Origin of the sequence: Lentzea sp. NPDC006480 (assembly GCF_040611995.1) — a bacterium.
In the GTDB taxonomy this organism is placed as follows: domain Bacteria; phylum Actinomycetota; class Actinomycetes; order Mycobacteriales; family Pseudonocardiaceae; genus Lentzea.
In genome coordinates, this window is sequence record NZ_JBEXPJ010000069.1 from 15,970 (window position 1) to 41,033 (window position 25,064).

The 25,064-nt window shown below is 68.9% G+C and carries 21 protein-coding genes; 10 read left to right on the forward strand and 11 right to left on the reverse strand.

Annotation, left to right across the window (positions count from 1 at the left end; all coding sequences use genetic code 11):
* Positions 1-144: 144 nt before the first annotated feature.
* On the forward strand, positions 145-2,490 hold the full coding sequence (locus ABZX92_RS25265; RefSeq protein ID WP_355564023.1) for a LuxR C-terminal-related transcriptional regulator: 2,346 nt from the start codon (positions 145-147) through the stop codon (positions 2,488-2,490).
* Positions 2,487-5,069, forward strand: a complete 2,583-nt coding sequence (locus ABZX92_RS25270) for a hypothetical protein (RefSeq protein WP_355564025.1) — start codon at positions 2,487-2,489, stop codon at positions 5,067-5,069. Before ABZX92_RS25265 ends, ABZX92_RS25270 begins: the two co-directional genes overlap by 4 nt.
* Here ABZX92_RS25270 and ABZX92_RS25275 read toward each other — a convergent pair.
* The 3 genes from ABZX92_RS25275 to ABZX92_RS25285 are packed head-to-tail and all read right to left on the reverse strand — an operon-like array spanning position 5,050 to position 7,399.
* On the reverse strand, positions 5,050-5,931 hold the full coding sequence (locus tag ABZX92_RS25275; protein WP_355564028.1) for a LysR family transcriptional regulator: 882 nt from the start codon (positions 5,929-5,931) through the stop codon (positions 5,050-5,052). The genes ABZX92_RS25270 and ABZX92_RS25275 overlap by 20 nt on opposite strands.
* Before the next feature lie 18 nt (positions 5,932-5,949).
* Positions 5,950-6,939: a serine hydrolase domain-containing protein gene (locus tag ABZX92_RS25280; RefSeq protein WP_355564031.1), complete on the reverse strand. Its 990-nt coding sequence runs from the start codon at positions 6,937-6,939 to the stop codon at positions 5,950-5,952.
* A 49-nt stretch (positions 6,940-6,988) separates the two neighbouring features.
* Positions 6,989-7,399, reverse strand: coding sequence for a hypothetical protein (locus ABZX92_RS25285; protein ID WP_355564034.1), 411 nt, complete (start codon positions 7,397-7,399; stop codon positions 6,989-6,991).
* 78 nt (positions 7,400-7,477) lie between these two features.
* Between ABZX92_RS25285 and ABZX92_RS25290 the strand changes: the two genes are divergently transcribed.
* From ABZX92_RS25290 to ABZX92_RS25320, 7 genes are all read left to right on the forward strand, one after another.
* Positions 7,478-8,146, forward strand: a complete 669-nt coding sequence (locus tag ABZX92_RS25290) for a GAP family protein (RefSeq protein WP_355564037.1) — start codon at positions 7,478-7,480, stop codon at positions 8,144-8,146.
* A 58-nt stretch (positions 8,147-8,204) separates the two neighbouring features.
* Positions 8,205-9,362, forward strand: a complete 1,158-nt coding sequence (locus ABZX92_RS25295) for a helix-turn-helix domain-containing protein (RefSeq protein ID WP_355564040.1) — start codon at positions 8,205-8,207, stop codon at positions 9,360-9,362.
* Positions 9,363-9,506: 144 nt separating this feature from the next.
* On the forward strand, positions 9,507-10,094 hold the full coding sequence (locus ABZX92_RS25300; protein WP_355564043.1) for a DUF6801 domain-containing protein: 588 nt from the start codon (positions 9,507-9,509) through the stop codon (positions 10,092-10,094).
* A 30-nt stretch (positions 10,095-10,124) separates the two neighbouring features.
* Positions 10,125-11,015: a glutaminase gene (locus ABZX92_RS25305; RefSeq protein ID WP_355564046.1), complete on the forward strand. Its 891-nt coding sequence runs from the start codon at positions 10,125-10,127 to the stop codon at positions 11,013-11,015.
* Positions 11,016-11,043: 28 nt separating this feature from the next.
* On the forward strand, positions 11,044-12,360 hold the full coding sequence (locus tag ABZX92_RS25310) for a M20/M25/M40 family metallo-hydrolase (protein ID WP_355564072.1): 1,317 nt from the start codon (positions 11,044-11,046) through the stop codon (positions 12,358-12,360).
* A 10-nt stretch (positions 12,361-12,370) separates the two neighbouring features.
* The gene (locus ABZX92_RS25315; RefSeq protein ID WP_355564049.1) at positions 12,371-13,156 is read left to right on the forward strand and encodes an SDR family NAD(P)-dependent oxidoreductase; all 786 of its coding nucleotides are present in this window, start codon (positions 12,371-12,373) and stop codon (positions 13,154-13,156) included.
* Positions 13,157-13,225: 69 nt separating this feature from the next.
* On the forward strand, positions 13,226-14,059 hold the full coding sequence (locus ABZX92_RS25320) for an alpha/beta hydrolase (protein ID WP_355564052.1): 834 nt from the start codon (positions 13,226-13,228) through the stop codon (positions 14,057-14,059).
* Here ABZX92_RS25320 and ABZX92_RS25325 read toward each other — a convergent pair.
* The 6 genes from ABZX92_RS25325 to ABZX92_RS25350 all read right to left on the reverse strand — a co-directional run bounded on the left by ABZX92_RS25325 (position 13,950) and on the right by ABZX92_RS25350 (position 20,813).
* On the reverse strand, positions 13,950-15,845 hold the full coding sequence (locus ABZX92_RS25325) for a glycoside hydrolase family 2 TIM barrel-domain containing protein (RefSeq protein ID WP_355564075.1): 1,896 nt from the start codon (positions 15,843-15,845) through the stop codon (positions 13,950-13,952). The two genes, ABZX92_RS25320 and ABZX92_RS25325, sit on opposite strands and share 110 nt — an antisense overlap.
* Before the next feature lie 34 nt (positions 15,846-15,879).
* Complete coding sequence (locus ABZX92_RS25330) at positions 15,880-16,692, reverse strand: carbohydrate ABC transporter permease (protein ID WP_355564054.1); 813 nt, start codon at positions 16,690-16,692, stop codon at positions 15,880-15,882.
* On the reverse strand, positions 16,689-17,585 hold the full coding sequence (locus ABZX92_RS25335; RefSeq protein WP_355564056.1) for a sugar ABC transporter permease: 897 nt from the start codon (positions 17,583-17,585) through the stop codon (positions 16,689-16,691). The genes ABZX92_RS25330 and ABZX92_RS25335 overlap by 4 nt, the downstream gene beginning before the upstream one ends.
* The gene (locus ABZX92_RS25340) at positions 17,582-18,865 is read right to left on the reverse strand and encodes an extracellular solute-binding protein (RefSeq protein ID WP_355564058.1); all 1,284 of its coding nucleotides are present in this window, start codon (positions 18,863-18,865) and stop codon (positions 17,582-17,584) included. The genes ABZX92_RS25335 and ABZX92_RS25340 overlap by 4 nt, the downstream gene beginning before the upstream one ends.
* A gap of 110 nt (positions 18,866-18,975) precedes the next feature.
* The gene (locus tag ABZX92_RS25345) at positions 18,976-19,944 is read right to left on the reverse strand and encodes a LacI family DNA-binding transcriptional regulator (protein ID WP_355564060.1); all 969 of its coding nucleotides are present in this window, start codon (positions 19,942-19,944) and stop codon (positions 18,976-18,978) included.
* A 2-nt stretch (positions 19,945-19,946) separates the two neighbouring features.
* The gene (locus ABZX92_RS25350) at positions 19,947-20,813 is read right to left on the reverse strand and encodes a LysR substrate-binding domain-containing protein (protein WP_355564063.1); all 867 of its coding nucleotides are present in this window, start codon (positions 20,811-20,813) and stop codon (positions 19,947-19,949) included.
* 77 nt (positions 20,814-20,890) lie between these two features.
* On the opposite strand from ABZX92_RS25350, the gene ABZX92_RS25355 reads away from it, so the two are divergent.
* The gene (locus tag ABZX92_RS25355) at positions 20,891-22,120 is read left to right on the forward strand and encodes an aspartate aminotransferase family protein (protein WP_355564066.1); all 1,230 of its coding nucleotides are present in this window, start codon (positions 20,891-20,893) and stop codon (positions 22,118-22,120) included.
* A 160-nt stretch (positions 22,121-22,280) separates the two neighbouring features.
* On the opposite strand, the gene ABZX92_RS25360 is transcribed toward ABZX92_RS25355, so the two are convergent.
* Together ABZX92_RS25360 and ABZX92_RS25365 are read right to left on the reverse strand one after the other, a co-directional pair.
* Positions 22,281-22,433, reverse strand: a complete 153-nt coding sequence (locus ABZX92_RS25360) for a hypothetical protein (RefSeq protein ID WP_355564069.1) — start codon at positions 22,431-22,433, stop codon at positions 22,281-22,283.
* Positions 22,434-22,521: 88 nt separating this feature from the next.
* Positions 22,522-24,966 (reverse strand): M14 family zinc carboxypeptidase, encoded by a 2,445-nt coding sequence (locus ABZX92_RS25365; protein WP_355564077.1) that lies wholly within the window; start codon positions 24,964-24,966, stop codon positions 22,522-22,524.
* Between the last annotated feature and the right edge of the window lie 98 nt (positions 24,967-25,064).

Here is a 25,064-nt window from a genome sequence, read left to right on the forward strand (position 1 = left end):
GCGACGGTCGCGCTCTCACCTAATCTCGTTGCAGTGGCCGTCCCGGTCCAGCTTCGCCGCCGCCCAGTCCGGGCACGGCCACCTCCGGGATCCGGCGGGTGGCAGGGGCCCGCCGGATCCCGTCCAAGCGAGGGGAGTCGTCACGTGCAGGAACAGCTGCGCGGACGCCATGGGGAGATTGCCGCACTGCGCGCCGCGTTCGAGGCCTCGGCCTCACGTGGACGACTCGCGGTGGTGCGCGGTGAGCCGGGGAGCGGACGCTCCGAACTGCTGCGCCAGGCCGCCCTGATGTGGCGCGCCGAGGGCGTGACCGTCGTCAGCCACCGCCCCAGATCCCGCGCGGTCGTGCTGATCGACGACGCCGACCAGCTCGACGACCCGGTCCTCACGTCGACCGCCATGCGCATGCCCGGCTGCCTCGTCGTCGCCGTCTGCCGTGACCACGCGGAGCTGGCCGAGGCCGCGGACCTCGTCATCGACGTGTCAACGTTGTCAGCCGACATCGTCACCGAGCTGATCACCAGCCGCGACCCGCTCGACCACAGCGTGGTCGAAGCTCTCCGGAACGCCCTCGGGCCGCTCTACGGCAACCCCGGCACGGTCCTCGCGACCCTCAACGAGCTCAACCTGACGTGGGTCGGCGACCGGCTCTTCCTCGCGGGCGACCGGATCAGCCTGCCGAAGCACCACTCGCTGATGGAGCACGTCCAAGGGCTCGCCCACAAGGTCGCGCTGCTGTGCGTCGTGCGCCAGGGCATCGAGGTCACCGACCTCAAGCTGCTCAAGGAGAACCTGGACGCCTGCGGCCGCGCGCTGGACGACCTCGTCGACCGCGGCGTGCTCACCAAGGACCTCAAGGTCCTCTGCCCGGCGCTCGCGAACGCGATCATCGACCAGAGCGGCGCGGACGAGGTGCGCCGCATGCACGTCGCCCTCGCCGCGGACACCGCCGACCCGGACCTCGTCGCGCTGGCCGGCCCGGACCTGCCTGACGCGCCGCACAAGGCCCGCTGGCTCGCCGACCGCGCCGTCGAGATCCAGGCCACCGACCCGGAACGGGCCGGGCGCTGGCTCACCGCCGCGGTCCGGATGACCGCCGCGCAGGACCGTCCGTGCGGACGCTTGTACTACCGAGCGCTCGCCGTGCTCGTCGCCACGGGCCAGGACGAGCTGATGCGCACCGTTCTCGACGAGTGCGTCACCGAGGACGCGAACACCGACGCCGTGTCGATGCTGTTGCTGCTCAACGGCGAAGAGCCCCACACCAAGGGTGGCCCGGCCGTGGCGCTCGCACGGTGGTGGCTCGGCGGACCGCCCGACTGGACGCCTCTGCCGATGACCACGCACGACGACGAAGTGGTCATCACCAACGCCGAGCTGAATGCGATCTACCACGCGTTGCGCTCGGACGTGCAGGCCTGCCGCACGGCACTGAGGTTCGTCCGCGACGAGCAAGCGCGGGAACGCCTCGACGACATCATCGAAGCGAGCACGGCCGGAGACGTCGCGACGGTCCTGGAACTCGTCCTGGGCCAGGGCTACCGCACTCCGGACCACGGCCCGTTGAAGCTCTACCAACGCATGGTCCGCGACTACGCCAAAGCAGACTTCACGTCCGCACTGCAGACCGTGCGTCAACTAGAGCTCACGAAACGACCGATGCCCGCCCACCACCACGGCCGCATCCTCGCCGCCGCAATGCATTCCGCACGCGGCGAGCACCGGCAGGCCTTCGCGTGGCTCGCCAAGGTCAGCCACGCGACGAGGTACGCCCCCACGCGCGCAATGGTCGAATGCGGCCTGCTGCACCGCGCCGGCGACTCCCAGGCCGCGGTCAACCTCGCCTGGCGCACGCTCCAGCGCGTCAAGCACGCGGGCGTGCGGACGGGCACCAGCCGGTTGATGCTGCAAGCACTGCAGATCGCGATGAGGAACAACGACCTCGACATCGCGCGCTCGGTGATGACCGAGATCACCGAGCTGCACCGGTGGGGCGACTGCCGCTGCACGCTCCAGGTCCTGTTGCTGGCCAAGGGACTGCTCCACAACGACCCGGCCGAGGCGGTACGCGGCGCGGACCTGGTGCGTCGTCGGAGCCACCGCCCGGACCTGTTGTGGGCGTGCCACATCCTCGCCCAGTTCGCCGACGACCCGCGCCAGATCGTGCGCGAGCTGCACTCCATCGCCAGGGAAGGCGGTTCGTCGTTCCTGTTGCCCGCCAGGGTTTCCGCGCTGATGCGCAAGTTCGGTGTCACCGCGCCGCGCACCAGGGCGAACCCGGGCGAGCTCACCGGCACCGAACTGCGCATCGTCGAACTGGTCCGCGCGGGCCAGACGAACCGTCAGATCGCCACCGAGCTCGAGACCTCCGAGAAGGCCGTCGAGCACCACCTCACCCGCCTGTTCCTGCGCACCGGCGTCCGGTCGCGCGTGGAACTGGCCGCCGCGAGCCTGGCAGGCAGGCTCGATGATCGAGGAGCTACCGGATGACGGGAACGCTCGACCACACGGACACCCCTACCTCCAACCTGATCGCGCGAGATGACGCACACACGAGCGTCGTGTGGCCGTTGTTGTCGGGGACCACGCGGCTGGTGCTCGTCACCGGACCCGCGGGCATCGGCCGCACGGCGCTCCTCAACGAGGTCCGGGACACGCTCGAACATCAGCGTGTGCGCACAGCAGACGTGCCACTGCTGCGCGCCGACCGCAACCGCCCCCAGGCTGTGGTCGCCCGTGTGCGCGAGGAGCTCGCACGGTGGTCACGGCCGCCGGTGCTGTTCCTCGACGACCTGCACCGCCTCAACCACGACGTGCTGCGCGCGCTCCTCGACGCGTTGCCCCAACTGGCAACCTGTGTCGTCGGTAGCTACCGCACGCCCGTGCGCCTCGAACACACCGATCTCGCCGATGCGCTGAAGTCGAACGCGCTCACCGAGATCGTTCCCCTCACGCCGTTGAACCGGGCCGAGGTCAGCCTCATGTTCACCGGCCTGCTCAACGTCTCGGCGGATCCGGAGCTCGCCCGCAGGCTGCACAAGGACAGCCGCGGCGTTCCCGGCCTGGCCGACCTCGCCGTCGACAGCTACCTGCGCGGCGGTGCGTTGCGGATCATCGACCGCACCGCCTACCTCGTCGACGAACCACGCGGCACCGGCCACCGGCACCCCGCCGTCGAACGGATCCGGCTGCTCGGCGAGGACGCCTGGCAGACCGCCAAGGCCATGGCGGTCCTGCACCCGCTCGGCCCGGCCGCCGAAGAGCTCCTCGGCGACACCCGCGCGCTGCCCGAGCTCGAAGCGGAAGGCGTGCTCGTACGGCACGACGACGGCTACCGGTTCCGTGCGCCCGTGCTCGCCCATGCGCTCGCGGCTGTCCTCGGCCCGTACGAGCGCCACGACCTCGGATGGCGTGCGGTGAGCGCGATCTGGGAGGGCCGGGCGTTCTGCGCGAACCCGGGCTACCTCCCGGACCGGCTGATCGACGCGGGTGGGTTCGCCGACGCGGAGAAGGCCTGCGCGCAGCTGCTCGCCGCGGGCAAGGCCGCGGTCCGGCGCGACCCGGCAGCACGGCGCTGGCTGCGCGCCGCCGCCGATCGCGCCACGAGCCCGACTCAGCAGGCGGAAGCGTTGTTCATGCACTCCGTCGCCTGTGCGTCCCACAACGACTTCGTGACCGCGATGGCCAGCGCCGAAGCGGCCCTGGAGCTGCCGGACGAGTTCACCCCGGACCAGATGCAGGAGCTGCACCTCATCCGACTCGTGGGCATGTGCGCGGCGGGGGACCGGGCCGCACTGCGCAAGGTCGCCGACAGCAGCTGGCGTTCGCTTCCCGGTGGCACGGCCGCGCGGTTCATCGGCCGTGCGGTCGCCATGTGCTACACGGACCGATGGGACGAGGCGGCGACGTTGCTGGCGAGTACGCGTGGCATGTGGCGCCTCGGCAACGCGGCCACGGTGACGTTCGGCGAGCTGTTCGGCATGAGCGCGGCGTTGATGTCCGGACGGATGGCCGACTTCGAACGTGTGGCCAGCGATCCCGGTCTGTGCCCGCTCTACGCGGTGGATCGGCACCAGCCCGCGCTCCAGGCGGCGATGGCGCGCTGCCTGATGCTGGCGGGGGAGATGAAGCGCGCCGAACGGATGCTCGTCGGCCGGCAGCTCGAAGCCGCCGATCTCGCGTTGATCCAGGCGGCGGACGGACGCTGGGACGACGCGCTCGGCAACGCCCGCAAGGCATTGGTCACCGGCTCGACGCTCGGCCAGGTCGCGGCACACACGGCCTTGGCACACGACCTCGCCACCATGCTCATCACACGCGCGAAGCTCACCCGTGCGCGCGAGGTCATCGCCGACGCGCGCGCAGGCCAGAACATCCTTCCGCACCTGCTGGACGCCCCGGAGTCCGATCTCGAACTCGTGCTGGGCGCTCGGGACAAGAGCCGCCGGGCCCTGCAGCGCGGCCTCGCGTTCGCTGCTCAGTACGCGATCGTGATCGGCACCGACGAGCTGGAGATGCGGCTGGCCGTGCTGTCGCTGGAGGACGGCGACCGCGAGGACGCCGAGTTCCGCGTCGAACGGCTCGCCGACATCGCCGAGACCATGGACACCGGCCGCGCCCACCGCAACCACCTGCTCGCCCGCGCGGTGACGTGGCACGACAAGCGGGCCGCAGCCGAGGTGCGCAGGATCGTCAGCGAACGCGACCACCCGCACGAGATCGCGCTGACGTTGACCGCGTTGGCGACGCACGGGCTCGGTGACGCACGGACGTTGCGCGAGGCCTACGAGCTGTTCGGCATCATGGACGCGTTGCTGCCCAGGGCTTTGCTGCGTCACATCATGCGTGAGCACGGCGTGGCGGTGCCCGGACGAGCGGCGACGACGGCCGAGCAGGAACGGCTGCTCGCGTGCCTGGTCGCGGAAGGGCTGACGAACCGCGAGCTGGCCGGTGTGCTCAGGTCCACGGAGAAGAGCATCGAGGCCAAGCTGACCCGGCTCTTCCAACGCACCGGCTACCGGTCACGCGTGGAGCTGGCGACGGCGATGCTCACGGGTGAGTACCACTGACGAGGGCGTCCACCACCACGGACGCCGGTTCGGAGAGATTCAGCCACGCCACGACGACGCGGAGCCTCTCTCGTGAACCGCCACGCACCCGAAGTACTTGCACGCCTTGAGGAACAGACGCTGCGAGAGACTCCGGCAACGTCGTGATGCCCGCACCGGACGCCACGAGCTGAAGCTTCGCCATCCAGTCACGGGCCATGTGTGCGACGACCTGTCGTTCGTCCACGCCCGGCCACACACCGAGGCCGGGCGGTGGCGAGGCGATCCACGCCCACCCGCGCAGATCGTCGACGTCGACGAAATCCCTGTGCGCCAACGGGTGCGTGGACGGCACGGCCAGCTGCAGCTCTCGTTCGTCCAGGACCTTGACCCGCAGCGCGGGCGTCTCGTCGTCCAGCGGCGACGGAGAGGCGAGCACAGCGAGATCAACGGTCCTGGCTCGCAGTGCGCGCACCAGTGACGTGGTGGTGCCCTCGCGCGTGGTGACGGTCAACGCCGGATGGCTGCGCCTCAACGCGGCCAACGCCGACGGGACGAGAGTGCCACCCGCACCCGCGAACCAGCCGAGCCGCACGGTCCCCGCGGTGGCCGGGAGTCCGGACAACTCCCGGCTGGCCGCGTCCAGTTGCGCAAGAACCAGACCGGCGTGCCGCAGCAGCACGTGGCCCGTGCCGGTCAGTTGGACGCCATCACGCTGACGGTCGAGCAACGGCGCGCGCACGACCCGTTCGAGCGCGGCGATCTGCCGGGACACCGCGGACTGCGTGTAGCCCAGCGCCGACGCGGCCGAGCTCAGCGTCCCGCGCTCGGCCACCTCCTGGAACACCCGCAACGACACCAGCGGAACCGCCGTGAGATCCATGCGGACATGGATACCGGATCAGCCTCGCGTGTTGAGGAACCGCGCGACCAGCCACACACCGTCCGCGGTGTTCCCCAGCACCGTGCGAGTCACGCCCGACTCCGGTTCGTGCACGGTCTTGAACGACACCCCGGCGTCCTGCCCGACCAGCTGCACCTGGTTCCTCGACCCGTGCAGCCAGAAGCCGAGGCCGTAGCGGAGCTTGTCCTCGGGGATCTCGCTGTGCGGCTTGACCATCTCGGCGACCCACTCGGGCGACACGATCCGGCCGGCGAAGAACGCCTTCCACAACGCGCTGACGTCGGCGGCGGTCGTGAAGATGCCGCCATCGCCACCGCCCCGGATCGGCAGGTTGAACACGTTGGTGCGCCACTCGCCGTCGATCAGCAGATAGCCGATGGCGGTGCGCGCGCCGAGCGAGTCCGACCGCAGGAAGTCGGTGTCCGTCAACCCCGCCGGCTCGCAGACGCGCTGCAGCACGAGGTCGTGGTACGGCACACCACTCGCCCGTTCCGCGATCAGCGACAGCACGATGTAGCCGCCGTTGTTGTAGCCGAACTGCGTACCGGGCGGGAACTTCTGCGGATACCCGTCGAGGATCGGCACGTACTGCTCGATGTCGCGCAGGTTCTGCACGGGCACCGGCAGGACGTAGTCGTTGAAGTCGGTGATGACCTCCTCGTCGAGGTAGTCACCGATGCCGGACCGGTGGGCCAGCAACTGCCCGACCGTGACCTCGTCGTCGATGAGCTTGAGGTCCTCGCCGAGGAACTCGCGCACCTTCGTGTCGTAGCCGAGCGTGCCGTCCTCGATCAGGCTCACCACGGCCAGCGCGGTGAAACCCTTGCCGCCGCTGGCGATCGCGAACCTGGTGTCGACCGTGTTGGGGATGCCGTAGCCGCGATGAGCGAGCCCGTACGCCTTCTCGAAGACCTGCCCGTCCTCCTCCACCCGGACCACGCCGGAGAAGTCGTTCGCACGGGCCACCTCGTCCAACTCTGCTTCCATGCGGCGACCGTGGCACGGCGACTGCCCGGAACGCGCGTTCTTTTCCGATTCACGGGTGGTAGCGGCCGGCGATCTCGGTGATCTCCCCGCGCCAGTTGAAGGTCAGGCACGGCGCGTACGGCGGGTACCGCATCGCCAGGAACTCCTCCCGGCTGCACTCGACCGCGCCGAGCCCGTTCCACGCCAGGTCGAGCCCTTGCGTCGGCGGGGACGCGCAGCCGAACGCCGTGCGGATCACCGCGTCGTCGGCGAGCTTCGCCACGTGCGGCTTCTCGGAGGTCTTGAAGACGTAGGAGTTGTTGTCCTCCGTGTGCCGCGCCTCGCCCTCGACCCACTCCACGGTGCCGTCGGGGTGGATCGCGGTGATCACCGTCGTCCACTCCGTGGTCGACACCTGCCAGACCACCACCCCCGCGACGGCCACCACCACGGCCCCGGTCGCCTGCACCCAACGTCTCATGCCGATCTTGACGCCTGGTCGCCGCCTCGGTTGCGCGGCCTGTAATATTACGAGCGTGCTAAAAAATTGGGGGAACGGATGACGCTGGGACTGGTGGCGGCGCTGGCCGGGCTGGCGCTGCTCGACTCGACGAGCATCGGGACGTTGTTCATCCCGATCTGGCTCATGCTCACGCCGGGACGGCTGAAGCTCGGCAGGTTCGGCGTCTACCTCGGCACGATCACCGTCTTCTACTTCGGGGCCGGTGTGCTGATCGTGCTCGGCGCCTCGCGGGTGATCGACCACCTCGACAGCAAGATCGCGTTGTGGGTCCAGCTGGTGATCGGCGTGTTCCTGTTCGTGATCAGCTTCCGGTTCGACGGCAAGAAGAAGCCGGGCACGGGGAAGTGGCAGGAGCGGATCAACGCCACCGGCTCGGCGGGAGCGCTGGCGGGCATCGCGGTGCTCGCGGGTGTGGTCGAGCTCGCGACGATGCTGCCGTACCTCGGCGCGATCGGGATGATGAGCGCCGCCGACCTCCCGGCGCCCCAGATCGGGCTGCTGCTCGCCGGATACTGCCTGGTCATGATCGTGCCGGCGGTCGTGCTGCTCGCCGCGCGGCTGGCTCTCCAGAGCAAGATCGAGCCGCTGCTGACCCGGATCAGCGCGTGGTTCGCGGAGAAGGGCGCCGGCCTGACGGGCTGGATTCTCGGCATCGCCGGGTTCCTGGTGGCACGCGATGCCATCGCACGGCTGTTCTTCCTGTGAACCATTTGGTCCAGTTGGCTGAACGACCGCGTTTCGTTTTCCTCCTACACTCGCGAGGGTGACTGGGCTGGACGATCCGCGCAGATCGGTCCCGCGGGAGCTCGCGCCGTTGCTCCGAATGGAAGTCGCGCCCGTCTCGGTGAGCATTTTCGAGGCGATCGAGAAATCGATTCCGGAATACAGCCTGTTCAGGGACAACGTCGTCGATGGCATTCGACAGGCGTTGGTGAAGTTCGTCGACATGATCGCCGAACCGGATTCCGAACCGGACCCGCACGACGACATCCACCGCAAGCTCGGGGCGTGGGAGTTCAAGTCCGGCCGCAGCCTCGACAGCCTGCAGGCGGCGTACCGGATCGGCGCGCGGGTGGCGTGGCGGCACGTGTGCGGGTTCGCCGAGCAACGCGAGCTGTCGTTGCGTCAGATGTCGGTGCTCGGCGAGGCGATGATCGCGCACGTCGACGAGCTGGTGAGCCTGTCGGTCGAGGGGTACGCGGCCGCGCAGGCGAGTGCGGCGGGGACGCTGGAACGCAAGCGGCGCAAGCTGATGGAGCTGCTGGTCGGTGATCCGTCCGGCAACTGGCAGAGCGTCGTGCAGGCGGCGGGCGCGGCGGCGTGGCCGATGCCCGACCGGCTCTGCGCGGTCGCTCTTGAGCCGTCTGCCGCACCGGCGGACGACCTGCCGCCGGACGTCCTGGTGAACTTCGAGGACGCCACGCCGTACCTGCTGGTGCCGAACCCGGTCGCGGTGTCGCGCTGGATCCGCCGCGCGTTGCCGGGGTGGCGCGCGGCGGTCGGGTTGCCGGTGGTGCCCGCCGAGGCGCCGTGGTCGCTGGCCTGCGCACGCCGGGTGCTGGCGCTGGCACGCGAGAAGGTGCTGCCGGACCGCCCGGTGCTCGACTGCGCCGATCATCTGGTCGAGCTGACCGTGCTCGCGGACGAGTTCCTGGCCCGGCAGCTGGCGGAACGGGCGTTGGCGCCGTTGGCATCGTTGACAGAACGGCAGCGGACGAAGCTCGCCGAAACGCTGCTCGTGTGGCTGTCGGCACGCGGCGGCGCGCCCGAGGTGGCCGCCCGGCTGCAGGTGCATGCGCAGACCGTTCGCTACCGGGTGAACCAGTTGGACGAACTCTTCGGCGACCGAATGCACGACGCCGAGGAGCGGTTCACGCTGGAGCTGGCACTGCGCGCGCACTATTTATTGGATCGAGACTGATAAATCGCTCGTAGCCAATTCGTACGCAGGTGACAAAAGCGGTTTTTCTCTTGCTTTGCGGAATCTCCGCTGGTTACTTTGCTGGCGAGTAAAGCAACACCGCCTTCTTGCAGTTCAATGTCGTACTCACGGAGGTCCCTGCAGATGAAGACCCTCGCACGCGCCGCTGCCTGCGTACTGGCCGCCGGAGCACTGAGCGTCGCCACGGCCGTCCCGAGCTTCGCCGCGACGGCGTCGCTGAACATCACGTACTCCTGCAACTTCACGCTCATCGGTGCGCAGGACATGCCGACCACGGTCAGCTCCGCGGACCTGCCGGACTCCGCGACCGTCGGTGTGCCGACCGCGGTGTCCAACACCACGGTGAAGAGCACGGTGTCCGAGGACGCCACCACGACGCTGGGCTTCCTCGGCGCGAAGTCCGTCGACGGCACGATGACCAGCAACGTGCCGGTCGCCAACGGCGGCGCCACCCAGACGCTGACGTCGGTGTCGACCATTCCGAACACGCCGGTGCCGTCCAGCGGCACGTTCGACGTGACGGCCACGGGCACGTTCCCGGCGATGACGCTCGCCAACCCGGGCTCGGCGACGATCTCGCTCGGCAACGCGACGCTCAAGCTGACGCCGCGCATGGCGGACGGCTCCCCGACGTGGCTCGGCACCATCACGGTTCCGTGCACTGTCAAGGCCGGTCAGAACACGAGTTTCTACACTTTCCCGGTGGCGTAGTCCTCCCGATCCCGTGATGGGATTGGCGGCATGGAGCTCCAGCAACTGGTGGACCGCATCGCCGCCGAGGTCACGCCAGGTGGTGAGGTAGCCGACTACATCCCGGCCCTCGCCCGGATCGACCCGCACGCCTTCGGCCTCGCCGTCGCCACACTGGACGGCGAGGTCTTCGGCGCCGGCGACCATCTGACGCCGTTCTCGATCCAGAGCATCTCCAAGGCGTTCATGCTGGCTCTGGCCCTGCACTCGGACGACGACGTGTGGGCGCGCGTCGGCCGCGAGCCGTCCGGGTCGCCGTTCAACTCACTGGTCCAGCTGGAGACCGAGCAGGGGATCCCGCGCAACCCGTTCATCAACGCCGGCGCGCTCGTCGTCACCGACCACCTCGGGCTCGGGGCGGCGGACCGGCTGCTGGCCTTCCTGCGCGCGGAGAGCGGCAACGCCTCGGTCGACGTCGATCCCGAGGTCGCCAAGTCCGAACTGGACCACTCCGATCGCAACCGCGCGCTGGCCCACTTCATGGCCTCGTACGGCAACATGCGCAACTCCGTCGACGTCGTGCTGCACGAGTACGTCCGGCAGTGCTCGATCGCGATGAGCTGCGCTGATCTTGCCCGGGCGACCCTCTTCCTGGCGCGCCACGGTGTGCGCAATGACGGCACGCGGCTGTTGGGCGTCAGCGGGGCGAAACGGGTCAACGCCGTGATGCTCACGTGCGGCACCTACGACGCCGCCGGGCAGTTCGCCTACCGGGTCGGGTTGCCCGGCAAGAGCGGGGTCGGCGGCGGGATCATCGCCGTCGTGCCCGGGAAGTGCGCGATCTGCGTGTGGAGTCCAGCCTTGGACGCACGAGGCAACTCCGTGGCGGGGTTGGACGCCTTGGACCGATTCACCACTCTCACTGGCTGGTCGGTGTTCTGACGGGTGGTAGGAAGACGGGGTGAGCACATTGGGGAACGCACTGGCGCTGGCCGAGGACGAGGCAGTCACCCTGGTCAGTGAGCTGATCCAGATCGACACCACCAACACGGGTGATCCCGCGACGCTGGTGGGGGAGCGCAAGGCCGCCGAGTGGGTGGCGGAGAAGCTGTCCGAGGTCGGGTACGAGACCACGTACGTCGAGTCGGGCGCTAAAGGGCGCGGCAACGTGGTCGCGCGGCTGGCCGGTGCCGATCCGAGCCGTGGCGCGCTGCTGGTCCACGGTCACCTCGACGTCGTGCCCGCGGACGCGTCCGAGTGGTCCGTGCACCCGTTCTCCGGTGCGGTGCAGGACGGGTACGTGTGGGGGCGCGGCGCGGTCGACATGAAGGACATGGTCGGCATGACGCTGGCCCTGGCCCGGCACTTCAAGCGCGAGGGTGTCGTGCCGCCGCGCGACATCGTGTTCGCGTTCCTCGCGGACGAGGAAGCCGGCGGGCTCTTCGGCGCGAAGTGGCTGGTGGAGAACCGGCCCGAGCTGTTCGAGGGCGTGACCGAGGCGATCTCCGAGGTCGGCGGGTTCTCGATCACGCTGAAGGACGACGTGCGGGCCTATCTCGTGGAGACCGCCGAGAAGGGCATTCGCTGGCTGAAGCTGCGGGTCAAGGGCACCGCCGGGCACGGCTCGATGATCCACCACGACAACGCGGTGGCGAAGCTGGCCGCGGCGGTGACCAAGCTGGACCAGCACAAGTGGCCGCTGATCGTGCGGCCGTCGGTGCGCGAGTTCCTGGACGGCGTCTCGGAGATCACCGGGCTCGACTTCCCCGACGACGACATCGAGGGCTCGATCGGCAAGCTCGGCGCGCTGTCGCGGATGATCGGCGCTACTTTGCGGGACACGGCGAACCCGACGATGTTGTCCGCCGGTTACAAGGCGAACGTGATTCCGTCTTCCGCCGAGGCGACGGTCGACTGCCGGATCCTGCCGGGCCGCGAGGAGGCGTTCGACCGCGAGCTCGCCGAGCTGCTCGGGCCGGACGTCGAGCGCGAGTGGGTCGGGTTGCCACCGGTGGAGACGACGTTCGACGGTGCTCTGGTGGACGCCATGACCGCGTCGATCATCGCCGAGGACCCCGGAGCGCGCGTCCTGCCCTACATGCTGTCGGGCGGCACCGACGCCAAGTCGTTCCAGCAGCTCGGCATCCGGAACTTCGGTTTCTCGCCGCTGAAGCTGCCGCCGGACCTCGACTTCTCGGGGTTGTTCCACGGCGTGGACGAGCGCGTGCCGGTGGATGCGCTTAAGTTCGGTGTGCGCGTGCTGGACCGTTTCCTTCGCAACAGCTGAGGAGTGCGTTGTGTCCACTGTGGATCTGACAGGCCGGGTCGCGTTGGTCACGGGCGGTGCGGGCGGAATCGGGTCGGCGGTGGTGCGCCGGCTCGCCCGGCTCGGCGCCTCGGTGGCTGTCCTGGACCTCGATGCCGCAGGGGCACGACGCGTCGCCTCCGCTGCCGGCGGGATCGCCATCGCCGGTGACGTCACCGATCCTTCGACGATGCCCGCGGTGGTGGCGCAGGTCGAGAAGGAGTTCGGGCGGCTCGACATCGTGCACCTGAACGCGGGCATCGGTGGCGGCCAGGTCGGAATCGACTCCCTGGACGTGGCCAGGTACCGCAAGCTCGTCGGGGTCAACGTCGACCACGTCGTGTACGGGTTGTGCGCTGCTGTGCCGGCGTTGCGGCGGGCCGGCGGCGGGAAGATCGTGATCACGTCGTCGCTGGCCGGGCTGGCCGCCATGCCCGCGGATCCGTTGTACACGCTGACCAAGCACGCGGTCGTCGGGTACGTGCGGGCCGCGGGGAAGGCGTTGGCCGCGGACGGGATCGTGGTCGCCGCGCTGTGTCCGGGCTTCGTGGACACGTTGCTGCTCGGGGCGGCGAGAGAGGAGTTCGTCGCGGTCGAGTTCCCGCTGCTGACGCCTTCGGACATCGCCGACGCCCTGGAGTCGGTGATCGCGGAGGCCGAGCCGGGGGAGGCGTGGATCATCCAGGCGGGTGGCAAGGCGTCGGCCTACCAGTTCCGCGGCGTGCCGGGAGTGGGCGGCGGCCAGCTGCCCCCTGATGTGGTGCTCGGCCGAGTTTGACGCCACGGCGATAACCGGATCCGTGTTGTCTCGTTAGGACGATCAGACGACACGGCGAAAGGGAATCCGATGGTGCGGCTGGAGGACGGGACCGAGCTCAACGTGGTGCGGGCGGGCGATCCCGAGGCACCGGTGACAGTCGTGCTGGCACACGGCTACGCGCTCGACCACCGCAGCTGGCACAAGGTCGTGGCCGCGCTGAGCCCGGAGTTCCAGGTCGTCGCCTACGACCACCGCGGGCACGGGAAGTCGACCGGTGCCACCAAGGAGACGGCGACGATCGAGCAGCTCGGCGACGACCTGGGGGAGCTGATCGAACGAGCGGTGCCGCAGGGGCAGGTCGTCATCGCCGGGCACTCGATGGGCGGCATGGCGGCGCTCGCGATGGCCGAGCGGCGGCCGCGGCTGTTCCGGCAGCGGGTGCTGGGCAACGTGTTCGTGTCGACGGCGGCGAGCGGGCGCAGTGAGTCGTCGCTGGCGTGGCCGAAGGCGGTCGGGAAGCTCGTCCGGGAGCTGGAACGCGCGTTCGGGCCGATCGTGCGGGCGGTGCGGGAGAGGATCGAGCCGACCAAGACCGCGGGGCTGCGGTGGTGGCTGTTCGGAGACCAGCCGGCGGACGAGGACGTGGAGCTGACCGCGGACATGGTGTGGGGGCAGTGGCCGGAGACGGTCGCGCTGTTCCGGCCCGCCGTGGACCGGTACGACCGCGAGGCAGGGCTGACCGTGGCCAAGGAGAAGGCCGTGGTCGCCGTGGTCGGTGACGAGGACCGGCTGGTGCCCGAGTCCGACGCGATCAAGTTCGGCGGCACCGCGGTCGTGCTGACCGACGCCGGACACATGCTCCCCCTCGAACGGCCCGCCGAGCTCGCGAACCTGATCCGCGAGGTGGCCGCCAAGGCGTGAGGACGTGTGCCATGAGCGGCTCTTTCGTGGACCTGAGGTCCGCGAAAGAGCCGTTCACGGCACCTGTCGCCACCTCGGTGCCGTCGGCCTCGTAGGTCCAGTGGAAGCGCAGGTGGTCCAGTGAGATGTGGTCGTAGTGGTTCTCGATCCTGATTCCGGAGGGAGTGCCGGTGATCCGGACTGGTTCGAAGACCTTGGCGAACTCCAGCAGACCCGGTGACGGCGTGCGGTCCGGGAACACCAGCCCGTCGATCACGAAGTTGCCGTCGTGGATCGTCTCGCCGAAGTCGCCGCCGTACGCGTAGTGCCCGCCGGCCTCGATCCCGTGGTCGATCCACTCCCAGACGAACCCGCCCTGCACGGTCCGGTACCGCTCGAACAGCTCGCGGTACTCCAGCATCCCGCCCGGCCCGTTGCCCATGGCGTGCGCGAACTCGCAGAGCACGAACGGCAGCCCGTGCCTGCGTTCGCGCCCGATCTCCTCGACCTCGGCGTGGGAGGCGTACATGCGGCTGTAGACGTCGACGTACTCGCAGGCGTAGTCGCCCTCGTAGTGCACGGGGCGGGACGGGTCGCGGTCGCGGGTCCACTCGGCCATCGCGGCCAGGTTGCGGCCGGTGTGGGACTCGTTGCCCAGCGACCACATCACGATGGACGGGTGGTTCTTGTCGCGTTCCACCATCCGGCGCATGCGGTCCACATAGGACTCAGCCCAGCGCGGGTCGTCGCTCGGGTTGCCCGCCCAGTCCAGCTCGCCGAATCCGTGCGTCTCCAGATCGCACTCGTCGATCACCCACAGGCCGTACTCGTCGCACAGCTCCAGGAAGTGCGGGTCCGGCGGGTAGTGGCTGGTGCGGACCGCGTTCACGTTGTGCCGCTTCATCAACAGCACGTCGGCGAGCATGGTCTCGCGCGGCACCGCGCGGCCGAACCTCGGGTGGTGCTCGTGCCGGTTCACGCCGCGGAACACCACGCGCGAGCCGTTGATCAGGATCACGCCGTCCTCGATGGTGACCGTGCGGAACCCGATCCGCACCGGCACCCGTTCGACATCGGTGTGCACGAAACCGTCGTAGAGCCTGGGATTCTCCGCACTCCACGGCTCGACCGGCACCTCGGCGGACCGTGCGCCGACCACTCCCAGCTCCGGCACGCTCACCAGCGCGCCGTCGATCGACAACGTGCCGAGCCCGGACACGTGGTCGTACGAAGCCTGCAGGTGGTAGTCCGCGACACCGCCGCGAGGCCGCGACAGCAAAGTCACCGGACGGAAGATGCCGGACAGCCACCACATGTCCTGGTCTTCGAGATAGCTGCCGGCCGACCACTGGTGCACGCGCACCGAGAGCACGTTCCCCGCCTGGCGCAGCAGGTGGCCGACCTCGAACTCGGACGGCAACCGGCTGCCGCGCGTCACGCCGAGTTCGGTGCCGTTGAGCCAGATCCGCCCGCACGAGTCGATGCCGTCGAACCGCAGCACAGCCGGTTCGGCCGCAGGCCACTCGGCCGGCAGGTCGAAGGAGAGCCGGTAGTCGCCCGTCGGGTTCTCGGACGGCACGAACGGCGGCTCGACCGGGAACGGGTACACGACGTTGGTGTACGCGGGCGAACCGTGGCCCTGCAGCTGCCAGTGGCCGGGAACGGTGATCGTGCCCCAGTCGTCCCCGGCATCGGCCGAGGCCGCGTTCGGGGACAGCCGGAACTCCCAGGTCCCGTTGAGCGACAACGACGCCGCGTCTGAGGTGAAGAAGGCGCGCGGCGGCAACGTTCCGGTACCAGGACCCATGTCTTCGATGTACAACTGTCAGCCCTTACTGTGCTCAACCCTTTAGGGCACCGGCGGCGATGTTGCGGATGAAATGGCGAGCACCGATCAGGAACACGATCACCAGCGGCACGATCGCCACCAGCGTCCCGGCCATCACGACGGCGTAGTCCTTCAGGTACAGGCCGTTGAGCTGCGACAACGCCACCTGCAGCGTCACGTGGTTCGAGTCGATCAGCACGACCAGCGGCCACAGGTAGTCGTTCCACGCGTTGATGAAGGTGAAGATCCCGAGGAACGCCAGCGCCGGCCGCAGCACCGGCAGGCCGATCGACCAGTAGGTGCGGAAGAAACCCGCGCCGTCAGCCCGTGCGGCTTCCAGCAGCTCGTCCGGAATCGCACCGCGGGCGTACTGGCGCATCCAGAAGATGCCGAACGCGTTCGCCGCCGCCGGGATGATCAGCGCCTTCAGGTCGCCGACCCAGCCGAACGCCGCCATCAGGCTGAACTGCGGGATCGCCGCGAGCTGCGTCGGCACCACGAACGTGGCCAGCAGCAGTCCGAAGAGGACGTTGCTGCCAGGGAAGTCGTACTTGGCGAACGTGAAGGCCGCCAGCGAGTCGAAGAACAGCACCAGCAACGTCGTCGCGACGGCCACGATCAGCGTGTTGACCACCGAGCCGAAGAAGTCGATCTTCGCGAACACCTCGCCGATGTTCTCGACCAGGTGCCCGCCGAACCAGAACGTGGGCGGCGACGAGTAGATGTCCGCGGTGGTGTTCGAGGCCATCACCGCGAGCTGGTAGTAGGGGAACAGCGTGATCAACGCGCCGATCGCCAGCGCCGCCGAGGTGAATGCGCGGTTCACTCAGCCGCTCCCTTCAGCTGTGACCTCAACTTGGGCGGGCGCTGCACGAGCCGCCAGTTGAGGATCGAGAAGAGGACGACCACGACGAAGATGCCCCACGCGATGGCGGCGCCGTAGCCGAAGTCGTTGTCCGCGAACGCGGTGTTGTAGAAGTAGAGGACCATCGTCATGCCCGCGCCCTCGGGGCCACCGCGGTTGCCGAGCAGGATCTGCGACTCGGTGAAGATCTGCAGCCCGCCGATCGCCGACATCACGACCGAGAACAGCAACACCGGGCGCAGCAACGGAAGCGTGACCCGGAAGAACGTCTGCACCGGCCCGGCGCCGTCGAGCTTCGCGGCCTCGAACACGTCGTTCGGCAACGCCTGCAGTCCGGCCAGCAGGATGATCGCGTTGTAGCCGGTCCAGCGCCAGATGATCATCAACGAGATGGCCACCCGGATCGCCCACGGATCACTGAGCCACTGCACCGGATCCACGCCGACGAGGCCCAGGAACCAGTTCAGGACACCGAACTCGTTGGAGAAGAACGAGCCGAACACCAGCGACATCGCGACGATCGACGTGACGTTCGGCAGGAAGTAGGCGATCCGCAGCGCGCCTTTGCAGCGCACCGCGGAGTTCAGGCCGAGTGCCACGAGCATCGACAGGATCAGCATGGGGATCGTCGACATCACCCAGATGATCAGGGTGTTGCCGATCGAGTCCCAGAACGCGGTGTCGGTGAGCAGGAACCGGAAGTTCTCCAGCCCCACGAACTTCATCTCGGCGACGCCGTTCCACCGCTGCAGCGACAACCAGAGCGAGTACAGCACCGGGTAGACGCCGAACACCGCGAACAGCACGAAGAACGGCGCGATCGCCAGGTACTGCGGCAGGTACCTGCGCTTCACGCGAGCACCCCCTGCCGGCGCAGCAGTCGCTCGACGGCGGTCTGCGCGTCCTCCCAGGCCTGGTCCGGGTCCTTGCCCGCGCTCTCGACGTTCGTGAGCTCGTCGGTGTAGGTGTCGCTGATCGAGATGTCGTACGGCGAGAAGTAGACCGCCTGGACCTCGGAGGCGACCTCGGCGAAGACCTCCATGGTCACCTGGCCGCCGAAGAACTCCTCGGGAGCGAGCGCCCGCGGGTCGTCGAACGCGGCGGGGCTCGACGGGAACAACCCGAGCTCCTGGTAGGCGGCCGCCTGGTTCTCGGGCGACAGCAACCACTTCACGATCTCGTAGGCGCCCTGTGGATCCGGGCAGTACTTCGTGATGGCGAGGAACGACCCGCCCTGGTTGCCCGGACCGCCCGGTGGACCGCACACCCGCCACCTGCCGGAGGTGCCCGGCGCGGACTGCTTGAGGCTGCCGGTGATCCAGGAGGCGTTGACGAAGCTGACCTCCTTGCCGTTGTTCCAGGCCGCGAGCCGGTCGACGCCCTCTCCGCTCGCCGAACCCGCGTACCCCGCGGTGAGCCCCATCCGGAACGCCTTGACCGCGCGGTCCCATGCTCGTCGCACCTGTGACTGGTCGGCGAGATAGCGGTTCTGCCGGTCGAGGTACTTCTGCTTCTCCTGCGCGAGCGAGTAGGTGAACACCATCTTCGTGTCGGTGATCAGGTACCGGCCGGGCAGCTTGTCCTTGACCCGCCGGGCGAACTCGAAGTAGTCGTCCCAAGTGGACAGTGCGGCGGAGACGGCCCGCGGCTCGGTGGGCAGCCCGGCCTCGCCGAACAGGTCGGCGCGGTAGTAGAGCGCGGCCGGCCCGATGTCGATCGGGAACCCGAGCTGGAACCCGTCCGGGCTGCGGCCCGCCTGCCACTTCCACGGCAGGTAGCGCGGTTCGTCCTGCTTCGCGCCCAGTGAGTTCAGGTCGGCGAACCGGTCGGTGGCCGAGAAGTACGTCGAGATGCCGTCACCGATCAGGGTGATGTCCGGCAGGTAGGCCTCGCCGGACAGCGCGGCGAGCAACCGCTGGTTCAGCTCACCGCTGACCTTGGACGGCGTCAGCTTCTGCGCGGGGAAGCGCTCGACGGCTTGCGCCAGCAGCTTCTCCGACACCGAGTTCGTGCCGTACCAGAGCGTGATGCGGCCGGGGTTGGCCGTGGTGGGGCTGCTACATGCTCCTGCGCCGAACGCGGTGGCGGCGACTGCCGCCGTGCCGGTCAGGAACCTGCGTCGAGTCAACGTCATCGGGGACCCTCCGAGGAGCCCGTGAACGCTCCCGTGAACGTTCACGGCGTGGCGCGAAGCATGAGCCCCTTCGTGTGAGGGTGTCAACCCCCGCTCACTGAAATAGCAGGTCAGGCGGACTCGCGCAGGAGCAGGTAGGCCTGCACGACCATGTCCTCACCCGACAGTGGCTCGTCGCCGGACATCAGCCGGGCGGCCTGCTCGACGGCGAGCGCGCCGATCCTGCGGGTGTCGAGCGCGACGGTGGTCAGCGCCGGGTCGACCACGGTGCCGAGTTGCAGGCCGTCGAACCCGATGACGGCCAGGTCGTGGCCCGACCGCCGGGCCGCCCGCAGCGCGCCGATCGCGATGATGTCGTTGAACGTGAAGATGGCCGTGACGTCCGGCTGGGCTTCGAGCAGCCTGGTGAACGCGTCCGCACCGCCGTCGACCGACTGCACGGCGCCCGCGACCTTGTCCGGGACCAGGCCGTGCGCGTTCATGGCGTCGCAGAACCACTGGTGCTTGTCGCTGGGCTCGGCGTGCGCGTGGTCGAGCATGCCGATGCGGCGGTGACCCGCGGCGACGAGGTGGTCGACGGCCGAGCGAACGCCCTCGGCGCCTTCGATCCGGATGGAGCTGAACCGCGGCGCGTGGTGCTCGCGGCCGATCAGCACCACCGGGATGCCGTGCGTGTGCTGGTCGAGCGCCGATTCCGGCAGGTTGAAGTAGCCGACCACCGCGTCGACCTGCGAGCCGATCACCCGCAGCGTGCTGAGCTCCTCGTCGACGCTGTCGGCCGTGTCGTAGATGACGACGTGCCAGCCCTTGGCGCGCGCGGCTTCCAGCGCGGCGGCGGCGACCTCGGTGAAGAACGGGTTGAGCAGGTCGGGGATCACCAGGCCGATCGAGGTGGTGTCCGGTCGCACCAGGCCCCTCGCGAACCGGCTCGGCCGGTAGCCGAGCTCCCTGGCCGCGTCGAGCACGCGCTGCTTGGTGTCGCCGTCGATCTCGCCCTTGTCGTTGAGGGCCCGCGACACCGTCTGCCGCGACACCCCGGCCGCGCTCGCGACGTCGTTGATGGTGACCCGTTTGCCCATGATCACCTCCCGTCCAGGGACCGAGTATGCAGGGCGTCGAGCACCACTGTGATCGCGGCGCGCGAATCCCGCCGAACGGCCGCGGTGATCCGCCTGGTCACGGGCAGCTCTTTCGTCGCCACGTCGAATCTCGGGTCGACGGCCAGCGCGGGCAGCACCGCGACCGCCAGCCCGGCCTCGACGTGCTTGAGCGTCAGCATGTAGTTGCTGAACCGGCCGACGATCTTGGGCTCGAACCCGGCTTCCCGGCACAGCCGCGTCGCGAGGCTCGCCATGTATGAGCCGGGGATGTCGAACGCCCACGGCTCGTCCTTGCACTGACTGAGGCCGCCTGCGGGGTGGTTCGGTGGCGTGACCAGCACGACCGGGTCCTGGCCGAGCGGGACGACGTCGACGTCCTCCGGCACCGGCAGCTCCACGAAGTCCGTGGTCGTGATGATCACGTCGACCTCGCCGGCGAGCAGCGCGGGCATGCTCGCGTGCGGTTCCAGCTCGACCAGTTCGACGTCCAGGTGCGGATGGTTCAGGTGCTGGATCGCGGGCACGGCCAGGGTGTGGATCGAGCTCTGGAAACCGCCCAGCCGCACGCGTCCGGACGGCTCCTCGTTGAGGCCTCTGAGTTCGGCCTCGACCGCGTCCATGTGGTCGAGGATCGAGCGGGCCCGCCGCGCCAGGATCAGTCCGGCCGACGTCAGCCGGACTCGTCGCCCGGTGCGTTCGAGCAGCTGCGTGCGCGTTTCGCTTTCGAGCACCGCGAGCTGTTGCGACACGCTCGACGCGCTCAGGTTCGCGGCCTGCGCCACCGCCCGGACCGTGCCCAGCGCGTCGAGCTGGCTGAGCAGTTTGAGCCGCCACGGGTTGAGCGTCATGCTGTTCAGTATTACCGAACAGCGAGCGTGGAATTGTGAGATGGACCTGATGCTCAGGCGCTCGTAGCTTTTCGGGTATGGACACCTTCTGGGACGACGCCGACCGCCACCTCGTCCGCTACGGCGGCACGTTCACGCGCGAGATCATCGACAGCGCGGCGGGGAGTTTCCTGTTCACCGAGGACGGCCGCCGCGTCCTGGACTTCACGTCCGGCCAGATGAGCGCGATCCTCGGCCATTCGCATCCACGCGTCGTCGAGACCGTGCGGCGGCAGATCGCCAACCTCGACCACCTGTTCAGCGGCATGCTCTCGCGCCCGGTCGTGGACCTGGCCCGGCGCCTCGCTTCGTCGCTGCCGCCTTCGTTGTCCAAGGTGCAGCTGCTGACGACCGGTGCCGAGTCGAACGAGGCCGCCCTGCGGATGGCGAAGCTCGTGACGGGCAAGCACGAGGTGGTGGCGTTCGCTCGCTCGTGGCACGGCATGACGGGCGCGGCGGCCTCCGCGACCTACTCCGCGGGCCGCAAGGGTTACGGGCCCGCGACGCCGGGCAACTTCGCGATTCCGGCGCCGTCCGGTGACTGGCAGGCTCAGCTGGACCTGGCGTTCGAGCTGATCGACGCGCAGTCGGTGGGGTCGCTGGCGGCGTGCATCGTGGAGCCGATCCTCAGTTCCGGCGGGATTCTCGAGCCACCGCTGGGCTACTTCGCCGCCCTGCGACAGAAGTGCCGCGAGCGCGGGATGCTGCTGATCTTCGACGAGGCGCAGACCGGGTTGTGCCGCACCGGGACCTGGTACGCGTTCGAGCGCGACGGTGTGGTGCCGGACATCCTGACGTTGTCGAAGACCTTGGGCGCCGGGTTGCCGCTGGCGGCGGTGATCACCTCGGCTGAGATCGAGGAGGAGGCACACGCCCGGAACTACCTGTTCTTCACCACGCACGTGTCGGATCCGCTGGTGGCCGCGGTCGGCAACACCGTGCTGGACGTGCTGGTCGAGGAGCGGCTGGACGAGCGGGCGACGAAGCTCGGGACGTTCCTGCGCAACGGGTTGGACGACATCGCCGCGCGCCACGACCTGGTGTCGGACGTGCGCGGGCGCGGATTGCTGGTGGGGCTGGAGATCGCGGACGAGTCGCTGAGCGCGCCGATCACCCAGAAGTGCCTGGAGCTGGGGCTGCACATGAACATCGTGCAGATCCCGGGGATGGGCGGGGTGTTCCGGATCGCGCCACCGCTCACCGCGACCGAGGAGGAGTTGACGCTGGGGCTGAGCATCCTCGACGAGGCGATCGGGACTGCCGGCTGACGGAGTGGGGAGAGGGCAGCGGCGCCTCGGCTGGAAGAGCGAGGCCGGTTGGTCGGCGGCCTCATACGATCACGCCCGTGGGCGCGTTCCTCGGCTGGTGCGCGGTCCAGGCCAAGCGTCATCGCTCGCCGGGCCGCGGCGAGGTGCGGAACCCTGACGGCTACTTGGACGCCGGCGCGGGCAGCTTGCCGAGCAGCGCGCGTGCCTTGCGGACGATGTCGGCCTCCTCGTGGCCGAACTCCGACAGGTAGTGGCGCAGCGCGTGCCGAAGGAGGACGAGCTCCTCGTCGGTCAGTTCCAGGGTAGTACCCATGCCTCCATGTTATGCCTGCTCAAGGGCGTCCCGCACTGCGGCGGCGCGGTCCTGACACCGCGCCGCCCGTGCCGAAGTGGCAGCAGCGCTAGCCGAGCAGGTACTGCATCGACCTCGCCATCACCGTGTTGCGGGTCGCCGCGTCGCTGATGCCCTCGAAGCCGAACCCGAAGTACAGGGTGTCGGCGGTCTTCACGACGGCACCCTCCGGGAAGCCGGCGGCGGTGGTGCGGACGAAGTTGTTGCCGTTCGGAGCGCTTCCGGCCGGCGGACCGGTGGCGGCCCATCCGTCCAAACCGGACTCGAACGACGTGGTGCCTTCACCGGTCGTGACGGTGACGTCGTCGACGAACACGCCCAGACCCTGCGTGGCCCAGTCGCTCGCGTAGGCGATGGAGACCTCGACCTGGGTGCCCGCGTAGGCGGTCAGGTCGACGTTCCACTGCTGCCAGCCACCGGATCCGCCGGACGCCGCGTTCCAGCTACCGGTCGTGCCGGTCGGCGAACACGTGCCGTCGGGGTTGAGGGTCTGGTAGTGGTCGAGCTGCGGGTGCAGGTCGCGCCACCCCGCCGGACAGCTTTCCCCGGTGGCGTTCGTCGTGTGGCCGTTGGTGTCGGGCAGCGTCGTCCAGTTGGTGCCACCCGCGGTGCGCGCCTCGACGAACAGGTGGTCCCACGCGGCCTCGGTGTCGTACGACGTCCAGAACGACATCTGCGCGCCGCCAGCCGGAACGGTGATCGTGCGCGTCAGCCGCTTGTACGACACGTCGCTGATCTGCGAGTACACGTAGTAGTCGCCGAAGTGCGGCGCGAACGGGCCGCCAGGACGGTCCCAGGCCGCGGCGACGTCGCTGGCGAACTGCGGGTACTGGTTCGCCGGCAGCAGGCCACTCGTGGTCAGGAACGACGCCGTGTGGTCCTGGTTCTGCGCGCTGTCGGTGCCGTTGAGGGTCAGCGAGACGCCGGTCAGCGGGTTCGCGACGCCGTTGACGCCGAACGGGTCGCCGTTCTCGTCCTGGCCGGTGCCCTCGTTGATCACGGAGGCGCCGAACCAGTACTCGATGACGTCGTTCACACCGTCGCCGGAGCCGGACAGCGGACGGCACCGCAGATCGGCGTCGGCCAGCGTGCTGCACTGCTTGTTCTCGAACGGGTCGTAGAGCTGCGTGCCGTGCCCGCCCGCGTACTGGTGCCCGGCGTACTTGCCGGTGTAGAGCACCTTTCCGCCCTCGTTGAGGTAGTCGCGGACCTCGAACAGCTCGGACTGCGCGAGGCTCGACGCGTTGCCGGGGCCCCATCCTGGTTCGCGCGTGACGACGTCGTCACCGGTGTACCAGATGACGGCCTTGTAGTGGCTCAGCACACCGAGCGCGTCAGGTGCCTTGCGCCCGTTGGCATCCACGTCGTACACGTCGCTGCTGATGCCGCTGGCGGTGAGTGCGTCGGTGTAGTAGTTGACGTACTTCGGCGCCGTGACGCCCTGGTTCGGTGACGCGCCGGTGTAGTCCTCGGCGGACAGGACGAGCACCTTGTCGTTCGACTCGGACACGGCGCGGTAGGTGAACGACTTGCTCGTCTTGCCGCCGCCCTCGAACCACACCTTCACCTGGTCGCCGGGGGTGGTCCCGGTCACCGTGCCGCGCATGACGTGGAAGTAGTTGGCGTTGCCGATGCCGTACTTCTCGCCACCGGTCCACTCGGACGTCGTCGTGCTGTGCACCGGCCCGTTGCCGATCTGCCACTTCGCCTGGACCGCGCCGAGCGACTTCTTCGCCAGCACTCGCACTTCCTGCGGGTCGCCGTAGGAGACGTCGAACGTGAAGTCCAACATGGACAGTGGCGCGTTCTCCGGGTCGATGTCGGCCTGGTCGAGGTAGAACGGCTCGACGGTGATGCCGACCGACGACTTCGGGTTGCTCGGGTCCAGTGCGGACCTGGCCTGCGACAACGCGAACGGCAGCGTCTTCTGGAACTCCGCTTCGACGAGAGCCTCGTCGTCCGGGAAGACGAAACCACACCCCTCGCAGCCTTCGCTCAGCTCGGGCGTGAAGGCCACGGTCCCTGCGTGAGCGTCGGCGTAATCGGTGGTCTCGCCGTTGGTGACGTACAGCTCGTCGGAGCTGATTCCCGGGTCGAAGCCGGGGATCGCGGGCTTGGCGTCGGTGCCGGCCATGGCGACGTAGATCGGGTTGTCGGCCTCGGGCGACCCGGTCTGCCAGCCCTGCGGGTAGAGGATCTGCTGGGCCGCGGAGTGGAAGTTGGTCTGGAACTTCGGCTTGATCCGGGTCAGCAGGCCCTGCATGGCCTTGGTCTCCGGCTCGGAGGCCGCGCCGGTGCCGCGGTAGGTCTCGCTCGCGGTCGCGGACGACGAGCCCTCGTTGTCGTAGTTGAAGTGCTCGTCGAAGTTGCGGTTCGGGTCCACGCCGTCGCCGACGGTGATCTGGCCGTTGCCGTCGTTGTCGCGCAGGTTCTTGCGCCACAACCGTTCCGCGTCGAACGTGTACTGGTAGCCGTCCGGGTTCGCGACGAGCAGCCCGTTCCGGCCCTGGGTGTGTCAAACGGGCGGCTCTGTCCATGATTGCGTGATCAAGCGTGGCGTCCTTCGTCGCGGTGCGGTCAGTTGGTGACAAG

Bases quoted from the DNA above. Each gene is read 5' to 3' on its own strand.
- ABZX92_RS25320 (WP_355564052.1), top strand. From the start codon at position 13,226: ATGGTGCGGCTGGAGGACGGGACCGAGCTCAACGTGGTGCGGGCGGGC.
- ABZX92_RS25285 (WP_355564034.1), bottom strand. From the start codon at position 7,399: ATGAGACGTTGGGTGCAGGCGACCGGGGCCGTGGTGGTGGCCGTCGCG.
- ABZX92_RS25345 (WP_355564060.1), bottom strand. From the start codon at position 19,944: ATGGGCAAACGGGTCACCATCAACGACGTCGCGAGCGCGGCCGGGGTG.
- ABZX92_RS25290 (WP_355564037.1), top strand. From the start codon at position 7,478: ATGACGCTGGGACTGGTGGCGGCGCTGGCCGGGCTGGCGCTGCTCGAC.
- ABZX92_RS25305 (WP_355564046.1), top strand. From the start codon at position 10,125: ATGGAGCTCCAGCAACTGGTGGACCGCATCGCCGCCGAGGTCACGCCA.
- ABZX92_RS25275 (WP_355564028.1), bottom strand. From the start codon at position 5,931: ATGGATCTCACGGCGGTTCCGCTGGTGTCGTTGCGGGTGTTCCAGGAG.
- ABZX92_RS25350 (WP_355564063.1), bottom strand. From the start codon at position 20,813: ATGACGCTCAACCCGTGGCGGCTCAAACTGCTCAGCCAGCTCGACGCG.
- ABZX92_RS25355 (WP_355564066.1), top strand. From the start codon at position 20,891: ATGGACACCTTCTGGGACGACGCCGACCGCCACCTCGTCCGCTACGGC.
- ABZX92_RS25270 (WP_355564025.1), top strand. From the start codon at position 2,487: ATGACGGGAACGCTCGACCACACGGACACCCCTACCTCCAACCTGATC.
- ABZX92_RS25300 (WP_355564043.1), top strand. From the start codon at position 9,507: ATGAAGACCCTCGCACGCGCCGCTGCCTGCGTACTGGCCGCCGGAGCA.
- ABZX92_RS25325 (WP_355564075.1), bottom strand. From the start codon at position 15,845: ATGGGTCCTGGTACCGGAACGTTGCCGCCGCGCGCCTTCTTCACCTCA.
- ABZX92_RS25280 (WP_355564031.1), bottom strand. From the start codon at position 6,939: ATGGAAGCAGAGTTGGACGAGGTGGCCCGTGCGAACGACTTCTCCGGC.
- ABZX92_RS25360 (WP_355564069.1), bottom strand. From the start codon at position 22,433: ATGGGTACTACCCTGGAACTGACCGACGAGGAGCTCGTCCTCCTTCGG.
- ABZX92_RS25340 (WP_355564058.1), bottom strand. From the start codon at position 18,865: ATGACGTTGACTCGACGCAGGTTCCTGACCGGCACGGCGGCAGTCGCC.